The organism is Flavobacterium plurextorum (assembly GCF_024638035.1).
Taxonomy (GTDB): domain Bacteria; phylum Bacteroidota; class Bacteroidia; order Flavobacteriales; family Flavobacteriaceae; genus Flavobacterium; species Flavobacterium plurextorum.
In genome coordinates this window covers 3606102-3622467 of sequence record NZ_CP100442.1, presented here as the reverse complement: position 1 = coordinate 3622467, position 16366 = coordinate 3606102, and the positions used below count along the sequence as shown (strand labels likewise).

Sequence of the window (16366 nt, the reverse complement as noted above, 5' to 3'; positions counted from 1 at the left end):
GTCCTTTGCTTTTTTTAATTGAATTAGCAATGCTTCATTAGTATGGCCAAACCTAATTTTTAAAAAGTAACAATTTGATTTACCCCCTTGAGGGTTGCCAGTTCAATAACACAAAAATATCATATGGATTTAATGCGGTTAGAAATTAAGAAAAATATTCAAAAATTGGAAGATACAAATTTGTCATTCCGGGTTTTTGACTTGACCCAAGCCAATATTGAACAATATCTGCAGCCCCATAAAAAGGATCATTTCTGTATTATTTTAGTCGAATCCGGAGATATCAGCATACATATTGAAGACAAAATTTATGCATTAAACTCGGGGAAAATCTCAATTGCATTTCCTGAACAGATACACTTTCTTTCCAATTACAGCAATGATATTACAGGTAAGATCATTTTGTTTGAAGAAGTATTATTTTGTTCGGACATACTTAAAAATGAACTAAGCGCTTACAACGTTAACCTATCGGCACACCTTAACTGCACTGCACTTTCAAAGCCCGAATTCGAACAGGTGCTTCCCATTGTTCAGAACATCCACGATATATATAATATTCCAAGCCTTGTCAGGAAAGAACAGGCACGTTTTTACATTAAAATTTTCCTTCTGGGTCTTATTGAATCCGTTCATGGCCAGCACCCTGTACTCAATCAGGAGTCTGCTTTGACAAACCAGCATCTTTATATCGCTTTCAAAAAATTACTGAACCAGAAGTATAAAACCCAGCGCACCGTTCAGTATTATGCACTGGAGCTTGCAGTCAGCGCCAAAAAACTCAATGCAATAACCAAAAAGCACTGCGGTGAAACTGCCATAAACGCCATCCATAACAGAATTCTTACTGAAATCAAAAGACAGTTACTATTTTCTCACCTCTCACACAAAGAAATTGCATTTGACCTGGGATTCAGCTCCCCCTCTGCCCTAAATAAATTTGTAAAGGCAAAACTAAAAGAAACTCCAACAGATCTTCAAAACGAACTGGCGCAAATTTATACCGCATAGTCCTGTTTGTATAACATCCATCCTTTTCTCCTGTCCTATCTTTGCATCAGTAAATACTACTGTTTCAAAGATGTACAAATTCTTATTGCCTTACAGGCACTGCAGCTTAATTATTTTCTTTAATTCTACTGATCAGGAATTAAAATTATAATTCAAACCTGCCTGTAAAACTGGCAGTATCCATAATCAGAAAATCGCACTAGTATCATTCATCTAACCTTTCCAAAGGGTAAGCTATTTGAATGATAGCAGGCATTTATACGCTTATTTTTAAATAATAAAATATGAATTTCAATAGTTTGATAAAAGAAAACCTGCACAAAATTTTAGAGGAAAACTTAAAATTAGCAGACCAGCTCGACCCTCAGCAGATTGATGCATTGGTGAGCAATATTAAATCAGCCAACCGAATCTTTGTAATGGCAGCCGGCAGAAGCGGACTTGCCTTAAAAATGGCTGCAATGCGTTTTATGCACTTAGGCTATAGTGTATATGTAGTTGGTGAAACTGTTACCCCTGCTATCCTTGAAGGGGACCTGCTGCTTGTAGCATCAGGATCCGGTACGACTTCAACAGTTTTATCCGCGGTAGAAAAAGCAGTAAAACAAAAAGCCGGCGTTGTAGCCATTACCGCCGATGCAGACAGCACCCTGGCCAAATTAGCAACAAATATTCTGCTGATTAATGCTGCCACAAAAACAGACTTTGGCGTATCGGTTTCTAACCAGTATGCAGGAAGCCTTTTTGAACAATTTACATTATTTATACTCGAAAGCGTTTTTATGACCCTTTGGCAGGAATCTGGTTTAACCAAAGAAGACCTGTGGCCGAAACACGCTAACCTTGAATAACTTTTTTTTACAATTAATTTTTTTAAACATTTTTAGACATGACAAAATTACAAGTCGCAATTGATTTACTTACTACAGAAGCAGCATTAGAACTAGCAGCAAAAGTAGCACCTTACGTAGATATTATCGAATTGGGTACTCCCCTTATTAAAGCTGAAGGCCTTAGTGTTGTAACAGCGATGAAAGCAGCATTTCCGGACAAATTGGTTTTTGCTGACATGAAAACTGCCGATACCGGTGCATTGGAAGCAGAAATGGCATTCAAAGCTGGGGCTGACCTTGTAACAGTTATGGGGGCTGTCGATGATGCAACCATCAAAGGAGCTGTAGAAGCAGCAAAAAAATACGGCAGAAAAGTAGTCGTTGATACGATCGGGGTTAAAGACAGAGTGCAGAGAGCAAAAGAAGTTACTGCTTTTGGAGTAGCTTTTGTTGAATTACACGCAGGTCTTGACGAGCAGGCACTGCCTGGGTACTCTGTACAAACACTGATCAGTGAAGGAAGAGAAGCAAAAGTTCCATTTTCTGTTGCTGGTGGTGTAAACATCGATACAATAAAAGATGTTGTAGCCGCAGGTGCAGATGTAGCTGTAGCAGGTGGTGCAATTTATTGCGCTAAAGACCCGGCTGCTGCCGCAAAAGCATTAAAAGATGCTATAAACAGTGTAACGGTATAATACTTTATCCTTTAAGGCTGGACTATATCTATAGCTTCCAGCCTTAATTTTTCAATAATAAATTTAGATTACTATAACCATTATGAACAATACATTCGATTTTGGCATTGTTGGCTTAGGTGTAATGGGCCGCAATCTGCTGCTAAATATGGCCGATCAGAAATTTGCTGTTGCAGGCCTGGATTTAGATACAGAAAAAGTGTTGTCCCTTACTAAACAGGCAGACGCACAACAGCTCATTAAAGCCACAACAGAAGTGCAGGAATTTGTTTCACTCATCAAGCAGCCCAGGGCAATCATGCTGCTGGTACCCGCAGGAAAACCTGTAGATAATGCGATTGAAAACCTGCTGCCCTACCTTGATAAAGGCGACATCCTTATCGACGGGGGAAATACTTACTTCACCGATACGGACCGCAGGTTCACAGAATTATCATCCAAAGGCATTCATTTTTTCGGGATGGGAATTTCAGGAGGTGAAAAAGGGGCACGATTTGGTCCAAGCCTTATGCCCGGCGGTGACAGAAAGGCTTATGAAAGACTTCGTCCTGTTTTTGAAGCCATAGCAGCAAAAGTTGATGGCGAGCCATGTGTAGCTTATCTGGGTAACGGATCGGCAGGCAACTATGTAAAAATGGCTCATAATGGTATTGAATACGGCATCATGCAGCTTATTTCAGAGATATACGATCTTATGAAACGCGGCTGCAACATGGACGACGATACCATCCAAAAAACATTTGAAGACTGGAATGGCACTGAACTTCAATCCTACCTTATTGAGATCACAGCAGATATTCTTAAAAAAACAGATACCAACGGAAAGAAGCTTATCAATGTAATATCTGATTGGGCTAAATCTAAAGGAACCGGAAAATGGACCTCACAAAATGCGATGGACCTGCAGGTGCCCCTGCCTACGGTAGATGCTGCCGTGGCCATGCGTGATATGTCCAAAAACAAACCCGAAAGAATTCTTGCTGCCCAGAAATTGGTTTGGAATACACCGAAAAGCACTACAGATCTGCCTTTGTTGATTGAAGAACTTAAGGGAGCTTTGCATTTTTCCATATTAATTACCTATGCGCAGGGACTGGCATTGCTGACCACGGCCTCACAAGAATACAAGTACGGGCTGAACCTTGAAACAGTTACAAAAATCTGGCGTGGCGGCTGCATAATCCGTGCCGCAGTTCTGGAAGATTTCAGACTGGCCTATTTGAGAAATCCGGAGCTTCAAAATATACTCCTTGATGACAATATAGCCTCATCACTGAATGATAATCAGATCAGCATCCGAAATACCATACAATCAGCAGTTCAAAAAGGCATTCCTATTGCCGGGCTCATGAACTCATTGGCCTATTTCGATGCTTACAGATCAGAGTATCTGCCTACAAACCTTATACAGGGACAACGCGACTACTTTGGGGCACATACGTACGAACGTACTGATCGTCCGGGTATATTCCACACGCAGTGGAATGACTAAATTTTAAACGCAGCAAAATGAATAACGTCAATACTATAAAGCCAGCCATCATAATTGTTTTTGGAGCAACCGGTGATCTGGCTAAAAGAAAGCTTTTCCCGGCTTTTTACAACCTTTACCTTGATGGCCGTATGCCGGAAGAATTTAAGATCATTGCATTGGGAAGGGCCGAAAGCTCCGATGAGCAGTTCCGCGCCTATGTCAATGAAAACCTGACAGCGTTTTCCAGAAATAAAATAGATTCCCCGGAAAATTATCAGCAATTCGCTTCCCATATCACCTATCTCCAGAATGATATTAATCAGCAGGAATCTTATCAGGCCTTAAAGCAAGACATAGATCAGACAGACAAGGCATTTGGCAAGCGCGCCAACAGGCTTTTTTACCTGTCCATTGCGCCATCTTTTATCGCGGCGATATCAAATAACATCAAGAAATTAGACCTGGCTTCCAATGCTGACCAGGACCGCATTATTGTTGAAAAACCTTTCGGTTACAATAAAAGTTCAGCCGTGCAGTTAAACAAGCTATTGTCGCAGACCTTCAAGGAAGAACAGATATACCGCATAGATCATTATCTGGGTAAGGAAACAGTCCAGAATATCCTGGCTTTCCGCTTTGGCAATTCCATGTTTGAGCCTCTGTGGAACCGCAACTTCATTGATTCTGTTCAAATCACCGTTGGAGAAGAAGTCGGGGTTGAAGATCGAGGCGGCTTTTATGAGGATGCCGGTGCATTAAAAGATATGATACAAAACCACCTGATGCAGATTTTGACTATGGTGGCCATGGAAGCCCCTACATCACTGCAGGCAGATGAAATACGAAACCGTAAAGCTGATGTTTTAAAATCGATCCGCCGGATTACACCTCAGGAAGTCGAACATTATACTGTCAGAGGCCAGTACGATAATGGTGCTATTAAAGGAAAGTCTGTAAAGGGGTACCTTCAGGAAAACGGTGTTGCGCACAATTCTGCCACCGAAACTTTTGTGGCCATGAAATTTTACCTGGATAACTGGAGATGGCAGGGTGTGCCTTTTTATGTTCGTACCGGTAAAAGAATGAAGGAAAAACAATCCTCTGTCGTAATTCAGTTCAGGCCTGTTCCCCATTCTACCTTTTCTTTTGGAAAAGAAGGATTAATGCCAAACCGCTTAATTATAAACATTCAGCCCGCAATGGATATAAGACTGCAGTTTATGACTAAAAAGCCAGGGCTTTCCTTATCGCTTAAACCGGCTGAGATGGTCTTCGACTACTTCTCATGCTCGGCCAAAGCCCCGGAAGCTTATGAAACGCTGATACTTGATGCGCTGCTTGGAGACCCTACTTTATTTATGCGCTCAGATCAGGTCGAAGAAGCTTGGGACGTAGTGACAACAATTCAACAAGCATGGGAAAATGATAAGTTCTTAAACCTGCATAAGTATGAGGCCGGAAGCTGGGGTCCGCAGCAGGCAGATGCTTTGCTTGCACGTCAGGGACATGCCTGGATATCAAATACCTGTAATGAAGTCAAAGAAAAAGTAACAGATGATCAGTATTTTTAACAATAAGGAAGAGATGACGATACCTGCAGCTGAAATTTTTATCGCTGCGGCACAAAATTCAATACAGCAGCGCGGCCGATTTGTAACTGCCCTTACAGGCGGCACATCTCCTGCAGCCATTTACAAACTTTTGGCGACAAAATCCTACAAGGAAAAAATAGACTGGAATAAGGTCTTTGTATTTTGGGGTGACGAGCGATGGGTGCCGCTGGATAATGAGATGAGCAACGCAAAAATGTCTTCTGATTACCTTTTAAATCATGTAAGCATACCCAAAGCAAATATATTTCCAATGTACAGCTCTGGTGTGACAGCTGAAGATTATGCCTTTCAATACGAACAATTCATTAGAAATGTTTTGGGAGAGGACGGAAAATTTGATTTTATATTTTTAGGAATGGGCGACGACGGACATACGGCTTCACTTTTTCCAGATCAGGAGGTTTTGAAAGAAAATACGAAATGGGTATCTGCCTATTATCTAAAATCTCAAAATATGAATCGTATTACCCTGACAGCTCATTTAATTAATAAAGCCAGAGAGATTGTGGTACTCACTTTCGGGGAGAGTAAATCACAGGCACTGTACGAGGTTTTACACGGAGAATATAATCCGCAGAAATATCCAATGCAGTTAATTAAACCTGTAGATGGAAAACTTTTGTTCCTGACTGATAAAAACGCCGCACAAAAGTTTTCATAATTATCCGTTGCGCAGAATAGTATAAAAATAGTCCTTTAATTCTGTATATACTGTCTGCTTATCGCGGAGTTCTGATTCCTGCCAGTCAAGCAGATCCGTGATAAATGGGCTTCCCGAAAAAATCCTGGGTACAAAGGCTATTATATTGAGTGTTACAACATCGACATTTACCGTTTTAAAAAGACCCTCTGCCATACCCTCAAGGATTATAGTTTTAATCAGTTCATAGTTTTTGCGGGTAGCCTGCGTAATTACTTCTTTAATCGAATCGTGATGTAAAAGGGTTATCTCCCGGCTAAGCAGGCGATGGAAGCTGTGATGGCTGTCAATATAGCTGCCATAAATTTCGAGGAAAGCATCTAATTTTTTATCTGCAGGTTTGCTGTTGTCCATTTTTGTGAGTGCCAGTTCATAGGCCGAAAACCTTCTCTTAAAAATAGTAAGATACAAATTCTCCTTCGAGCCAAAATGATAGTTGACCAAAGCCAGGTTCACACCTGCTGCCTTTGCTATGTCCCTAATGGAGGTATCGCTGTAACCTCTATCTGAGAATAAAGATTCGGCAGTTTCCAGAAGAACTTTTTTTATGGCCGTAATATTGTCTTTTTCCATGTTATTGTTTCTTGTAAGGTCTCAGATCAAACTTTTTTTCAAATGTTATCACAATGTTTTTTTAAATAAGCATCTAAAAATGCCCTGAATAATAAGAAATACTACTGTGAGGCTAAGTTAAGGCGATATCAGACAGGTACCAATAAACTAGATTAAGAAAAATTCAAATAACATCCTGTAAAAACGAACAGATTTGAAGTACAGAAAAGGGTTCTGTCGCATCATGTAAAACTCAGTGATATTGACCACCTGATTACAATTTAAAGTGACCACCTTGTTTTGGTTTAAAGTGACCATCTAATTCCGGTGCAAAGTGAGCACCTGGATTTATTTCAAAAAACTACTTTTTTTCGTGTGTTAGTTATTATTTCAAAGATAGATAAATAATTATCCCTTGTTTATGCTTTTTTTCTTCCTCATTGATTCCCCATGCAGTTCAACTCTATGTGATTGATGTATTAGTCTGTCTAAGATTGCATCTGCTATAGTTTTCTCGCCAATTATATCATACCATCCCTGAACCGGGATTTGCGAGGTTACGATAATTGAGCCGTTGTTATGTCTGTCCTCAATGATCTCTAAAAGTGCAATTCTGTTGTGACTGTCCAGAGACTGCAGGCCAAAGTCATCGAGTATTATAACATCCTGTCTTTGTATTTTCGTGAGTTCTCTTAGATAAGTGCCGTCTGCTTTTGCCATTTTGAGCTTTGCAAACAATTTTGCGGAGTTAAAATAACTTACCTTATAACCTTCTATGCAGGCCTGATAGCCAAGTGCTGTTCCTAAAAAGCTTTTGCCAACACCCGTGCTTCCTGTAATTAAGATATTCTCATTCTTTTCTACAAAACTGCACTCTGCAAGCCTGAGTATAAGATTTCTGTCGATGTTTCGGGACTGGTCAAAATTGATGCTTTCAATATTTGATTTGTAGTGGAATCGTGCATTGGCAATACTCCGTTCTATACGTCTGTTGTGTCTTTCATCCCATTCGGCATCTATTATCATTGATATAAACTGATCAAGGGTATAATGATCAGTTTTGCCACTTTCGATAGCTGTCATGAAGGCATTGTGCATTCCATGAAGCTTCATCTGCTTCATTTTTGTTACGGTAGATTCATTCATTGTATATTGATTTTAGTTATAATAATTTTTTCCTCTAATATTATTGTGTTCGGGAAGATCCTGTTCCTGTTCCATTTCGTGTTCAATAGATATTTTATCCAGACTGTTATCTAAGATGTTCTGTATAGTTTTAAAATTATAAATCTTAAAGTCCAGAGCGCGTTTACAGGCATTTACTAATCTTTCTGTACCTACTTTCTTTTCAAAAGATAATATCCCTAAACAGCTTTTATAGGCCTGCTCCGGGTGGTTTCTGCTTTCGATTATCTGCATAATGTATTCTCCTACTGCCGGATCAATACTGTTGGCCCAATCAATAAATCTTAGGGCATTCCATTGGGATACAAATTGATGTGTGCTTGCCAGATGTTCAGGATTTGTAGAGTAGATGTAAGGCTTGGGATTTCTGATGTGAGTAGCTATACGATTGTATTTGAAGTAGATTTCTACTGTAGAGTTTGTGTATAGCAGTTTTACTTTTTTCTTTAACTATTGATAGGGTACACTGTAATAATTTTTATCCTGGCTTAACTGAACATGTCCATTCTGCATAACTGTTGCCAGGGACTGGTATTTAATCTCAAAGCGTTCCAGAGGAAGCGGCTGCAGTTCATGTCTTTCATCTTCAATGAAGAGTTCAAAACGAGAGTAGGGTCTTCCAGTAAGCTTCTTATTGTTATGAGCATCCAGCAGGGCCCAGATTTCCTGATTTAGTTCGTCTATACTGAAGTATTTAGTGTCTTTTAAGTTTGCATAAATTCTTCTGTAAAGTATTTTAACCGCACCTTCGACCAAAGATTTATCTCTTGGTCTATATGCTCTTGCTGGGAGAATAGTAGTCTCATAATGTTCTGCTAAATCTGCCAGAGTTTCATTAATGGTAGGTTCGAAGCGGCTGGTTCGGATTACGGCAGATTTTAAATTGTCTGGTACTATTGCAGCAGGTGTTCCTTCAAAAAAGCGCATTGCATTCTCTACCGAAGCTACAAAATCTTCCTTTTGCTGGCTCATGGAAGCTTCCGCATAAGTATATTGGCTTGCTCCGAGTATAGCTACAAAAAACTGCACTTCTCTGATCTCTGATGTGCTTTTGTCTAAAATTGAGAGTGTCTTTCCAGCATAATCTACATACATTTTATCACCAGCCTTGTGGTTCATATGCATCACAGGATTTACTTTATTACCCCAGTCCCTGTAACGGTTTCTGAATTGGGTAATTCTCAAGCCATCGGGATTTAAAGCGATATATCTCTCCCACATGATTTGTATGGTAATGCCGGTTTTTTTTAATTCCCGTTCCATCTGTGGAAAATAAGCATAGAGATCCTCGATTCTTGAGGAAAGAACTTCTGCGGGGCCTGGGGAAAACAGTTCATCTAATTCAGTATCGGTTTTCTTGTTGACAGACTCAAGGCTTAATCCAAGCACTTCAAATAAAGAGATGTATTTTTTTACTGTGTTTCTGGAAAGCGATAAATACTTGCTTATAAACAGCTTGCTTTTGCCGTTACAATGTAATTTAATAACTTTTCTAATTTTATTCATGTCTAGTTTGTTATTTGCCATAGCCTGTACTTTTTATACAGATCCATGGTTTAACAACATGAAAAAGAAGTAGTTTTTAGTGGTCAATTTGAACCGAAACTATGTGGTCAGTTTAAATTGAAAAGTGGTGGTCAGTTTGATCCGAAAGCGGTGGTCACTTTATGCTGAAAAAGCGTGGTCAATTTGACCGTTTTTTCCATGTTTCTATGTGTTTAAATAATATTGCTATACATTATAATAATGCAGTAAAAGCTGCTTTATTTTTTTGTTTTAAAAACTTTGTAGAATACAAAAAGAATACCCAGCCAAATAGGAATTAATTCTACAGACAATTTCATATTTGTCATCCACATGATGGATAAAATTCCCAATAAAAACACGAAACAGATGTAATTACTTACTGGATAAAATATTGACGGAAACTTAGTTTTTGTTTTCTCCTTGTCTTTCGCAAGTCTAAATTGCAAATGCGTATACGAAATCATAACCCAGTTAATAACTAAGCAAGAAACCACTAAAGACATTAAAATACTAAAAGCTTCTTCTGGAATTATTTTGTTTATTAAAATACAGATTGCAGCAAAGCATGAAGAAATTAAAATGGCATTAACTGGAACCGATTGTTTGTTTAGCTTCTTTAAAAATTTAGGTGCACTGCCCTGATCTGCTAAACCAAATAACATTCTTGAATTACTGTATACACTGCTGTTATATACTGATAAAGCGGCGGTTAATACAATCAAATTAAGCACATTGGCTATAAGTTTTGTAAAATATATTTTATTGCCAAACAGCTCAAATTCCATTCCGTTTAAGTTTTGAAAAACCATTACAAACGGACTGCTGTCTGTTGTAATTTGTCTCCACGGTGACAAAGCAAATAAAATAACCAATGCACCAACATAAAATATCAGGATTCTATAAATAACTTGATTGGTAGCTTTTGGAATGTTTTTTTCTGGATTTTCGGCTTCAGCAGCGGTAATTCCAATTAGTTCTAAACCTCCAAAAGAGAACATAATTAAAGCCATTGCAGCTAATAAACCTTGAAAACTCCCATCAGTATTTTTTTCAAAGAAACCTTTTGGAAAAAAGCCGCCATCGTTATATAAATTATGAATTGAAGCGTTTTCTCCTCCTGTACCGCTTATAAGCAAGTAAGTACCAAAAAGAATCATTGCAATAATTGCGACAACTTTTATGATTGAAAACCAAAACTCCGTTTCACCGTAAACTTTTACAGAAGCAAAATTCAAAGCATTAATAACCAAGAAGAAAAATAAACTGGATGCCCACAGCGGAATTTCGGGCCACCAAAACTGCACATAAACACCAATGGCTGTAAGTTCAGCCATGCTGACTAAAATATACAAAATCCAATAATTCCAACCTGATGCAAAACCCGCAAAAGAACCACAATACTTATAAGCAAAGTGACTGAAGCTTCCTGATACAGGCTCTTCAACAACCATTTCACCAAGTTGTCTCATAATAAAAAAAGCGATAATTCCGGCAACAGCATATCCTAAAATAACAGATGGACCTGCTAATACGGCCGCTGGACCAATACCTAAAAAAAGACCTGTTCCTATTGATCCGCCTAAGGCAATTAATTGAATGTGGCGATTAGTCAGCCCGCGTTTAAGCTGATTGTCTTGTACGTCTTCATGTTGTTTTTTCACAAACCAAATTTTTAAATGAGCTAAATGTACTCACAAATGTATAAACCGCGAAGATAAGTTAAAAAAGGAATCGTGCAAAACAAAGCGTTTTTCTATTATTTCAGATCTGTAGTTTTAGAGGTATTACAAGATAAGTTTTTATTAATTCTTAGGCTGACTTGATCAAAATTATCACAGATAAGATTCCTTTAAATTTATTTCGCTATTCATGAATATTTTATTTATCAAATATTAAAATTTAATTAAATTCGCGAATAAGTTTTACAAAATAAGCCTAAATGGCTTTTCACGAAGTATAAAAGTGAGCTGTTTCGTAAAATACAATCTTCGCAATAATACCACCAGAAACGCGTAATAAAAGAACAACCATTAATTGACAAAAACACCAGAACGAACCAATGACAAATAACTGTTTAAATTGTAATGAAAAAATTACAGCGAAATTTTGCAGCAATTGCAGTCAAGCAACATCAACACACAGATTTTCTTTATCTCACGTTATTAAGCATGATTTTATACACGGAATCTTTCATTTTGACAAAGGTTTTTTCTACACGATAAAAGAACTGTTTTCAAGACCAGGACACAGCATTAGAGAATATGTACAGGGAAAAAGGGTAAAACACTTTAATTATTTTGCCACAATAATTCTTTTACTGACAATCAATTATTTTCTGAAAAAATGGACAAAAATTGACATATCAACTTTGTTTAATAAAACTGCAGTCTCTGGACTTTTTAAAGTTCTAAAAGACTACTCAAAAATTACCGCTTTTTTGCACATTCCTATTATTGCTTTTGTCAGTTACTTATTCTTCAAAAAAAGCAAACAAAATTATACAGAGAACTTAGTACTGAATTTGTATTTGTTATGCGGAGTATTGACAATCAGTCTTATTTTTCCAATTAGTATGATTCTTAGTGATAACAAGGAGTTTCTTCTTGGAGTAAATATTTTATTGTCTGTACTAACCTTTTTGTATATAGCATTTTTCTATTATCAATATTTTTCGGTCTTTGATTTAAAAAAGTATAAACTCATCATTCGATCTATTCTAATTGCAGCCTTGTATTTGCTGACTAAACAAGTAATAAACAATATTTTAAATACTGTTGGGACTAAATTTTTAAGTTAATTACAAACTAAGATACCCTAACTAAATGGGCTCAAAACATAAATAACTGATTTATAGATTTATGTATTAAAAAATGCAGTCTTTTTAAATCCGTCTAATAAAAACAATCCTAGAAACTACAAATATGGTTGCAACTTATAAGTTGCAACCATATTTGTATATAAAAGAATTAAAGTTTTTCTTTTAAATTCTACTTTTAAAATCAGGAAATAATTCTATTTACAAACAAATTCCCTGATTATGAAAAATCTAACTTCTTTTTTAATCATTTCACTTTTAGTATTTACTGCTTGTAAAAAAAACTCATCAAGCGATCAAAAAGAAAGCACTGATACAGCAATATCTGCTGATTCTATAACCGCTATTGCAAAAGAAGCATGGATTTATGGATATCCTATTTTTTACAACTATAAAACTATTTATGCAAGCGCTATAAATAAAGAAGCGAAAGAATATGCAGGTTTTAATAAATTTAAAAGTTTTGCCATGAGTGCAACTCCTGCAGATACTTTGGTAATAACGATAAACAATGACACTCCTTATTCTATGGCTGCCATTAATGTTTCAGATGAACCTGTTGTTATGGAAGTTCCAAAAATAGAAAACGACAGATATTATGTAATGCAGTTTGTAGATTTATATACTTTTAATTATGAATATATTGGATCAAGAACTACAGGAAATAATCCTGGAAAATATCTAATCGCTGGACCAGATTGGAAAGGCGAAACTCCAAAAGGTATTAATAAGGTTTTACGCTCTGAAACAAATTTAATTTTTCTTGTTGGACGCACTCAGCTTCATGATCCATCGGATGTATCTAATCTTAAAAAAATACAAGCACAATATAAGTTAATTCCACTTCATGAATTCACGCAAAGTGCAGCTCCAAAAGTAAAAAAATACAATTTACCACTTCCTGTTTGGAAAGAAAGCGATTATAGTTCTCCGCAGTTTATCAGTGTATTAAATTCATTATTACAATATACAAGCGAAGACAACAGTGAAAAAGAACTTAGAGCCCGTTTTGCAAAAATTGGAATTGTTCCGGGAACTCCTTTTGACAGCTCTAAATATCCGCCAGAAACTATTAAAGCAATAGAAAAAGGAATTGCAGAAGCAAAACAAGAACTGGAATCCAGCTTAAATAATGCTACCGATTTTGCAAATCTTTTTGGTACTCGTGCAGCACTTAAAAACAATTACTTAACCAGAGCAGTTGCCGCCGCCGCAGGAATTTATGGAAACACAAAAGAAGAAGCGGTTTACACTGGAAGCATTAATGATAAAAACAATCAACCGCTTACAGGGAAAAATAATTACATAATAAAATTCAGCAAGGATCAACTTCCAAAAGCAAAATACTTTTGGAGTATAACTATGTATAATCTGCCAAAACGTTTTCTTGTTCCAAACTCAATCAAAAGGTATTCGATTGGTAACAAAACTAAAGGATTAAAGTATGAAGCTAATGGAGATTTGATTATTTATTTGCAAAACACAACACCTGGAAAAGACAAAGAAAGCAACTGGCTCCCTACTCCTAAAGATGAAAACTTCATGTTTGTTATGAGAATTTACGGCCCCGAAGCTGATGTGCTTAACAACATTTGGAAAATGCCTTTACCTGAAATTGTGAAAAAATAATCCAACATTAATTTTATAAATTAATCTAAAAAAAACTCATGGCAAAAGATAATCTTATTGACGAAAATGCCCCAACAGCTGCAAAAATCATAACTGCCCAACAAGGTTTACATCAAAATATTTTGGGAGATATTCAAAAGATAAAGCTTTCGGGAAAAGACACTGCGGGCAGATTCACCATATTTGAAAATGATAATCCGCCTGGAGTTGGAATACCACTGCACGTTCATGCAAATGAAGATGAAGTCTTTAGAATACTTGAAGGAGAAATGGAATTTATTGTAGAAGGCAGCACAAGCGTATTAAAAGCGGGTGATACTATTTTTCTGCCAAGGCAAATACCACATTCTTTTAAAGTCGTGGGAGAACAAAATGCCAAAGCGATAGTTACAATAATACCTTCGGGAATTGAAGAAATGTTTACGCAGCTAAATCTCCTGCCTGCCGGACCGCCGGATATGAAGAAAGTCTTGGATATTTGCGGAAGTTTTGGAATTACTTTTTTATAAAAGCGCTATAATCAAAACAAACTGAAACTTTACTAATTAAAAGTTTTACTTGCGTTTATAAATATTCATTTCTTCATTATAAACAGGACTTTCAATACTTAAAAAGTTTAAAACACTGTGAAAAACATGGTTTTGAGTCAGTGTTTTATTCGTCTTCAGTTCTCGTGAATTATCAGAAACCCATACAATAAAAGGTATTTCATATTGCTCTTTAGGAGCAAAACTTATAGGAACTCCATGCATGTACAGATTTTTTTCTCCTAAAGATTCTCCATGATCCGAAACAAAAATCATCGTGCTTTTATATTCCTTCAATTGTTTTAAATCTTCAATTACACGATGTAAAATGTAATCCGTGTAAACTATAGTATTGTCATAAGCGTTGATAAGTTCCTTCTGAGAACATTTTCCTAATTCTACACTATTACAAACTGGTTTAAAAACCTCAAATTGAGACGGATATTTTTTGCTGTAAGCAGGTCCGTGACTTGTACTTGTGTGTAATACGATAAGAATTTTATTTTTCTTAATAGCCGATATCTGTTCTTTTAATCCAGTTAAAAGAACCTCATCATAATTACACTCTGCTCCTATACAATCCTTTCTTAAAACATCTCTATTTTGATATTTTTCAATATGTACTGGTGGTTCTCCCCAATTGGTAGTTCTCCAGATAACCTCAACATTATTTCTGAATAAATAATTGGGCAATATCTCATAAAGATCATCACTATTGGTATGCTCCAAAATACATTTTACGCCAGCAGTTGTATAAGTTGCACAAGAAAGAGCATTAAAATGAGATACATTCTGTGTTTTAGAAAGCAGCGGATTTGTGTTTTTCTCATAACCATATAAAGAGAAATTCTCACTTCTTGCTGATTCTCCTATTACTAAAACAACAATCGCTTTCTGATTGTCTTTTATTACAGCATTTGGCAGTAAAATTTCCTTTTGATTCTTTTTGTATTTATGAATATAGAAAAGTGACGTATTTACAGAATATGACCAAGGCATTGCAAGACCTCCTAATTGTTTCGAGTTTTTATCAATCCACAACCAATTACCTGCATTTGCAAATATTAAAACAGTAATAAACAATAACGTAAGAGAAGAAATGGTTAAAAATCTCTTCCACGTTTCATTTATTATTTTCACTTTAATGATACAAATACTGGGAATTATCCCAAGGAAAACAATGTATAAAACTAGTTTAATCGAAAAAAAACTGCTCGATTCTTCATAATTGGAATTGAGAACATTACCAATCATACTTTCATCTATGATAACATTATAAGTATTAATAAAATAAAGTGCTGTAGAATTAATTAAGAAGAATAAAACCGATAAAAATTTTCCAATATAATGCGAAATAGAAAATAGCAAGAAAAAAACAAACGCATTTAAAACCAACATTAAAACTATTAAACTTGCAATCATGATAATACCATTCATGCTTTTATAATCAACGTTATTAAAGACATAAACATAAAATGGTAAATGAAAAAAAAGAAAGTTCAAAAAACTCATCAGTAAAACAAAATGAGTTATTCTTAAGTTATTTTTAAACATAAAGCGTACTAATTTTATCTAATGTAACAGCTAAGCTAGTAAATGCTAAGTAAAAGATAATCAAGTTATCACTAATTATTTTATTAATTAAACAAATACAGCAAATCACAAATCACATAATCCAAACAGAATACTATTTTTTAGTATTTATCCTCTTCCAAATTTCTATATTTTCAGCTTATAAAAATTTAAAAAAAAACTTCCTGTAATTACATGAAACGGATTGACAGACTAGGTTTTTGCTTCTATTT

15 protein-coding genes are annotated in these 16366 nt (G+C 36.1%); 9 read left to right on the top strand and 6 right to left on the bottom strand.

Translation table 11 applies throughout. The features are described 5' to 3' along the window. Positions 1 to 123: 123 nt before the first annotated feature. The 6 genes from NLG42_RS16080 to pgl all read left to right on the top strand — a co-directional run bounded on the left by NLG42_RS16080 (position 124) and on the right by pgl (position 6287). The gene (locus NLG42_RS16080) at positions 124 to 1011 is read left to right on the top strand and encodes an AraC family transcriptional regulator (RefSeq protein ID WP_179003771.1); all 888 of its coding nucleotides are present in this window, start codon (positions 124 to 126) and stop codon (positions 1009 to 1011) included. 284 nt (positions 1012 to 1295) lie between these two features. After that, on the top strand, positions 1296 to 1862 hold the full coding sequence (gene hxlB / locus NLG42_RS16075) for a 6-phospho-3-hexuloisomerase (RefSeq protein WP_179003770.1): 567 nt from the start codon (positions 1296 to 1298) through the stop codon (positions 1860 to 1862). Positions 1863 to 1900: 38 nt separating this feature from the next. Beyond that, a complete protein-coding gene (gene hxlA, locus NLG42_RS16070; protein ID WP_257681562.1) occupies positions 1901 to 2539 on the top strand; it encodes a 3-hexulose-6-phosphate synthase in 639 nt (212 codons plus the stop codon). An 82-nt stretch (positions 2540 to 2621) separates the two neighbouring features. Continuing rightward, complete coding sequence (gene gndA / locus NLG42_RS16065; protein ID WP_179003768.1) at positions 2622 to 4031, top strand: NADP-dependent phosphogluconate dehydrogenase; 1410 nt, start codon at positions 2622 to 2624, stop codon at positions 4029 to 4031. A gap of 17 nt (positions 4032 to 4048) precedes the next feature. Next, the gene (gene zwf, locus NLG42_RS16060) at positions 4049 to 5584 is read left to right on the top strand and encodes a glucose-6-phosphate dehydrogenase (RefSeq protein ID WP_257681561.1); all 1536 of its coding nucleotides are present in this window, start codon (positions 4049 to 4051) and stop codon (positions 5582 to 5584) included. Continuing rightward, a complete protein-coding gene (gene pgl, locus NLG42_RS16055; protein WP_179003766.1) occupies positions 5568 to 6287 on the top strand; it encodes a 6-phosphogluconolactonase in 720 nt (239 codons plus the stop codon). Before zwf ends, pgl begins: the two co-directional genes overlap by 17 nt. On the opposite strand, the gene NLG42_RS16050 is transcribed toward pgl, so the two are convergent. The 5 genes from NLG42_RS16050 to NLG42_RS16030 all read right to left on the bottom strand — a co-directional run bounded on the left by NLG42_RS16050 (position 6288) and on the right by NLG42_RS16030 (position 11251). Further along, positions 6288 to 6899 (bottom strand): TetR/AcrR family transcriptional regulator, encoded by a 612-nt coding sequence (locus NLG42_RS16050; protein WP_257681560.1) that lies wholly within the window; start codon positions 6897 to 6899, stop codon positions 6288 to 6290. A 387-nt stretch (positions 6900 to 7286) separates the two neighbouring features. Next, positions 7287 to 8024 (bottom strand): IS21-like element helper ATPase IstB, encoded by a 738-nt coding sequence (gene istB, locus NLG42_RS16045; protein WP_111376075.1) that lies wholly within the window; start codon positions 8022 to 8024, stop codon positions 7287 to 7289. 12 nt (positions 8025 to 8036) lie between these two features. After that, on the bottom strand, positions 8037 to 8297 hold the full coding sequence (locus tag NLG42_RS16040) for a hypothetical protein (RefSeq protein WP_257681559.1): 261 nt from the start codon (positions 8295 to 8297) through the stop codon (positions 8037 to 8039). A gap of 216 nt (positions 8298 to 8513) precedes the next feature. Further along, entirely contained in the window at positions 8514 to 9569 is a 1056-nt protein-coding gene (gene istA / locus NLG42_RS16035) for an IS21 family transposase (protein WP_257683991.1), read from the bottom strand. Positions 9570 to 9826: 257 nt separating this feature from the next. Then, positions 9827 to 11251, bottom strand: coding sequence for an amino acid permease (locus NLG42_RS16030; protein WP_257681558.1), 1425 nt, complete (start codon positions 11249 to 11251; stop codon positions 9827 to 9829). Between the two features lie 398 nt (positions 11252 to 11649). On the opposite strand from NLG42_RS16030, the gene NLG42_RS16025 reads away from it, so the two are divergent. The 3 genes from NLG42_RS16025 (at position 11650) to NLG42_RS16015 (ending at position 14543) form a co-directional block, all read left to right on the top strand. Then, positions 11650 to 12387: a DUF3667 domain-containing protein gene (locus tag NLG42_RS16025; RefSeq protein WP_257681557.1), complete on the top strand. Its 738-nt coding sequence runs from the start codon at positions 11650 to 11652 to the stop codon at positions 12385 to 12387. 240 nt (positions 12388 to 12627) lie between these two features. After that, the gene (locus NLG42_RS16020) at positions 12628 to 14034 is read left to right on the top strand and encodes a DUF1254 domain-containing protein (protein WP_257681556.1); all 1407 of its coding nucleotides are present in this window, start codon (positions 12628 to 12630) and stop codon (positions 14032 to 14034) included. 38 nt (positions 14035 to 14072) lie between these two features. After that, positions 14073 to 14543, top strand: a complete 471-nt coding sequence (locus NLG42_RS16015; protein WP_257681555.1) for a cupin domain-containing protein — start codon at positions 14073 to 14075, stop codon at positions 14541 to 14543. Positions 14544 to 14588: 45 nt separating this feature from the next. Here NLG42_RS16015 and eptA read toward each other — a convergent pair whose 3' ends face one another. Beyond that, positions 14589 to 16115, bottom strand: a complete 1527-nt coding sequence (gene eptA, locus NLG42_RS16010) for a phosphoethanolamine--lipid A transferase EptA (protein WP_257681554.1) — start codon at positions 16113 to 16115, stop codon at positions 14589 to 14591. Positions 16116 to 16366 lie beyond the last annotated feature (251 nt).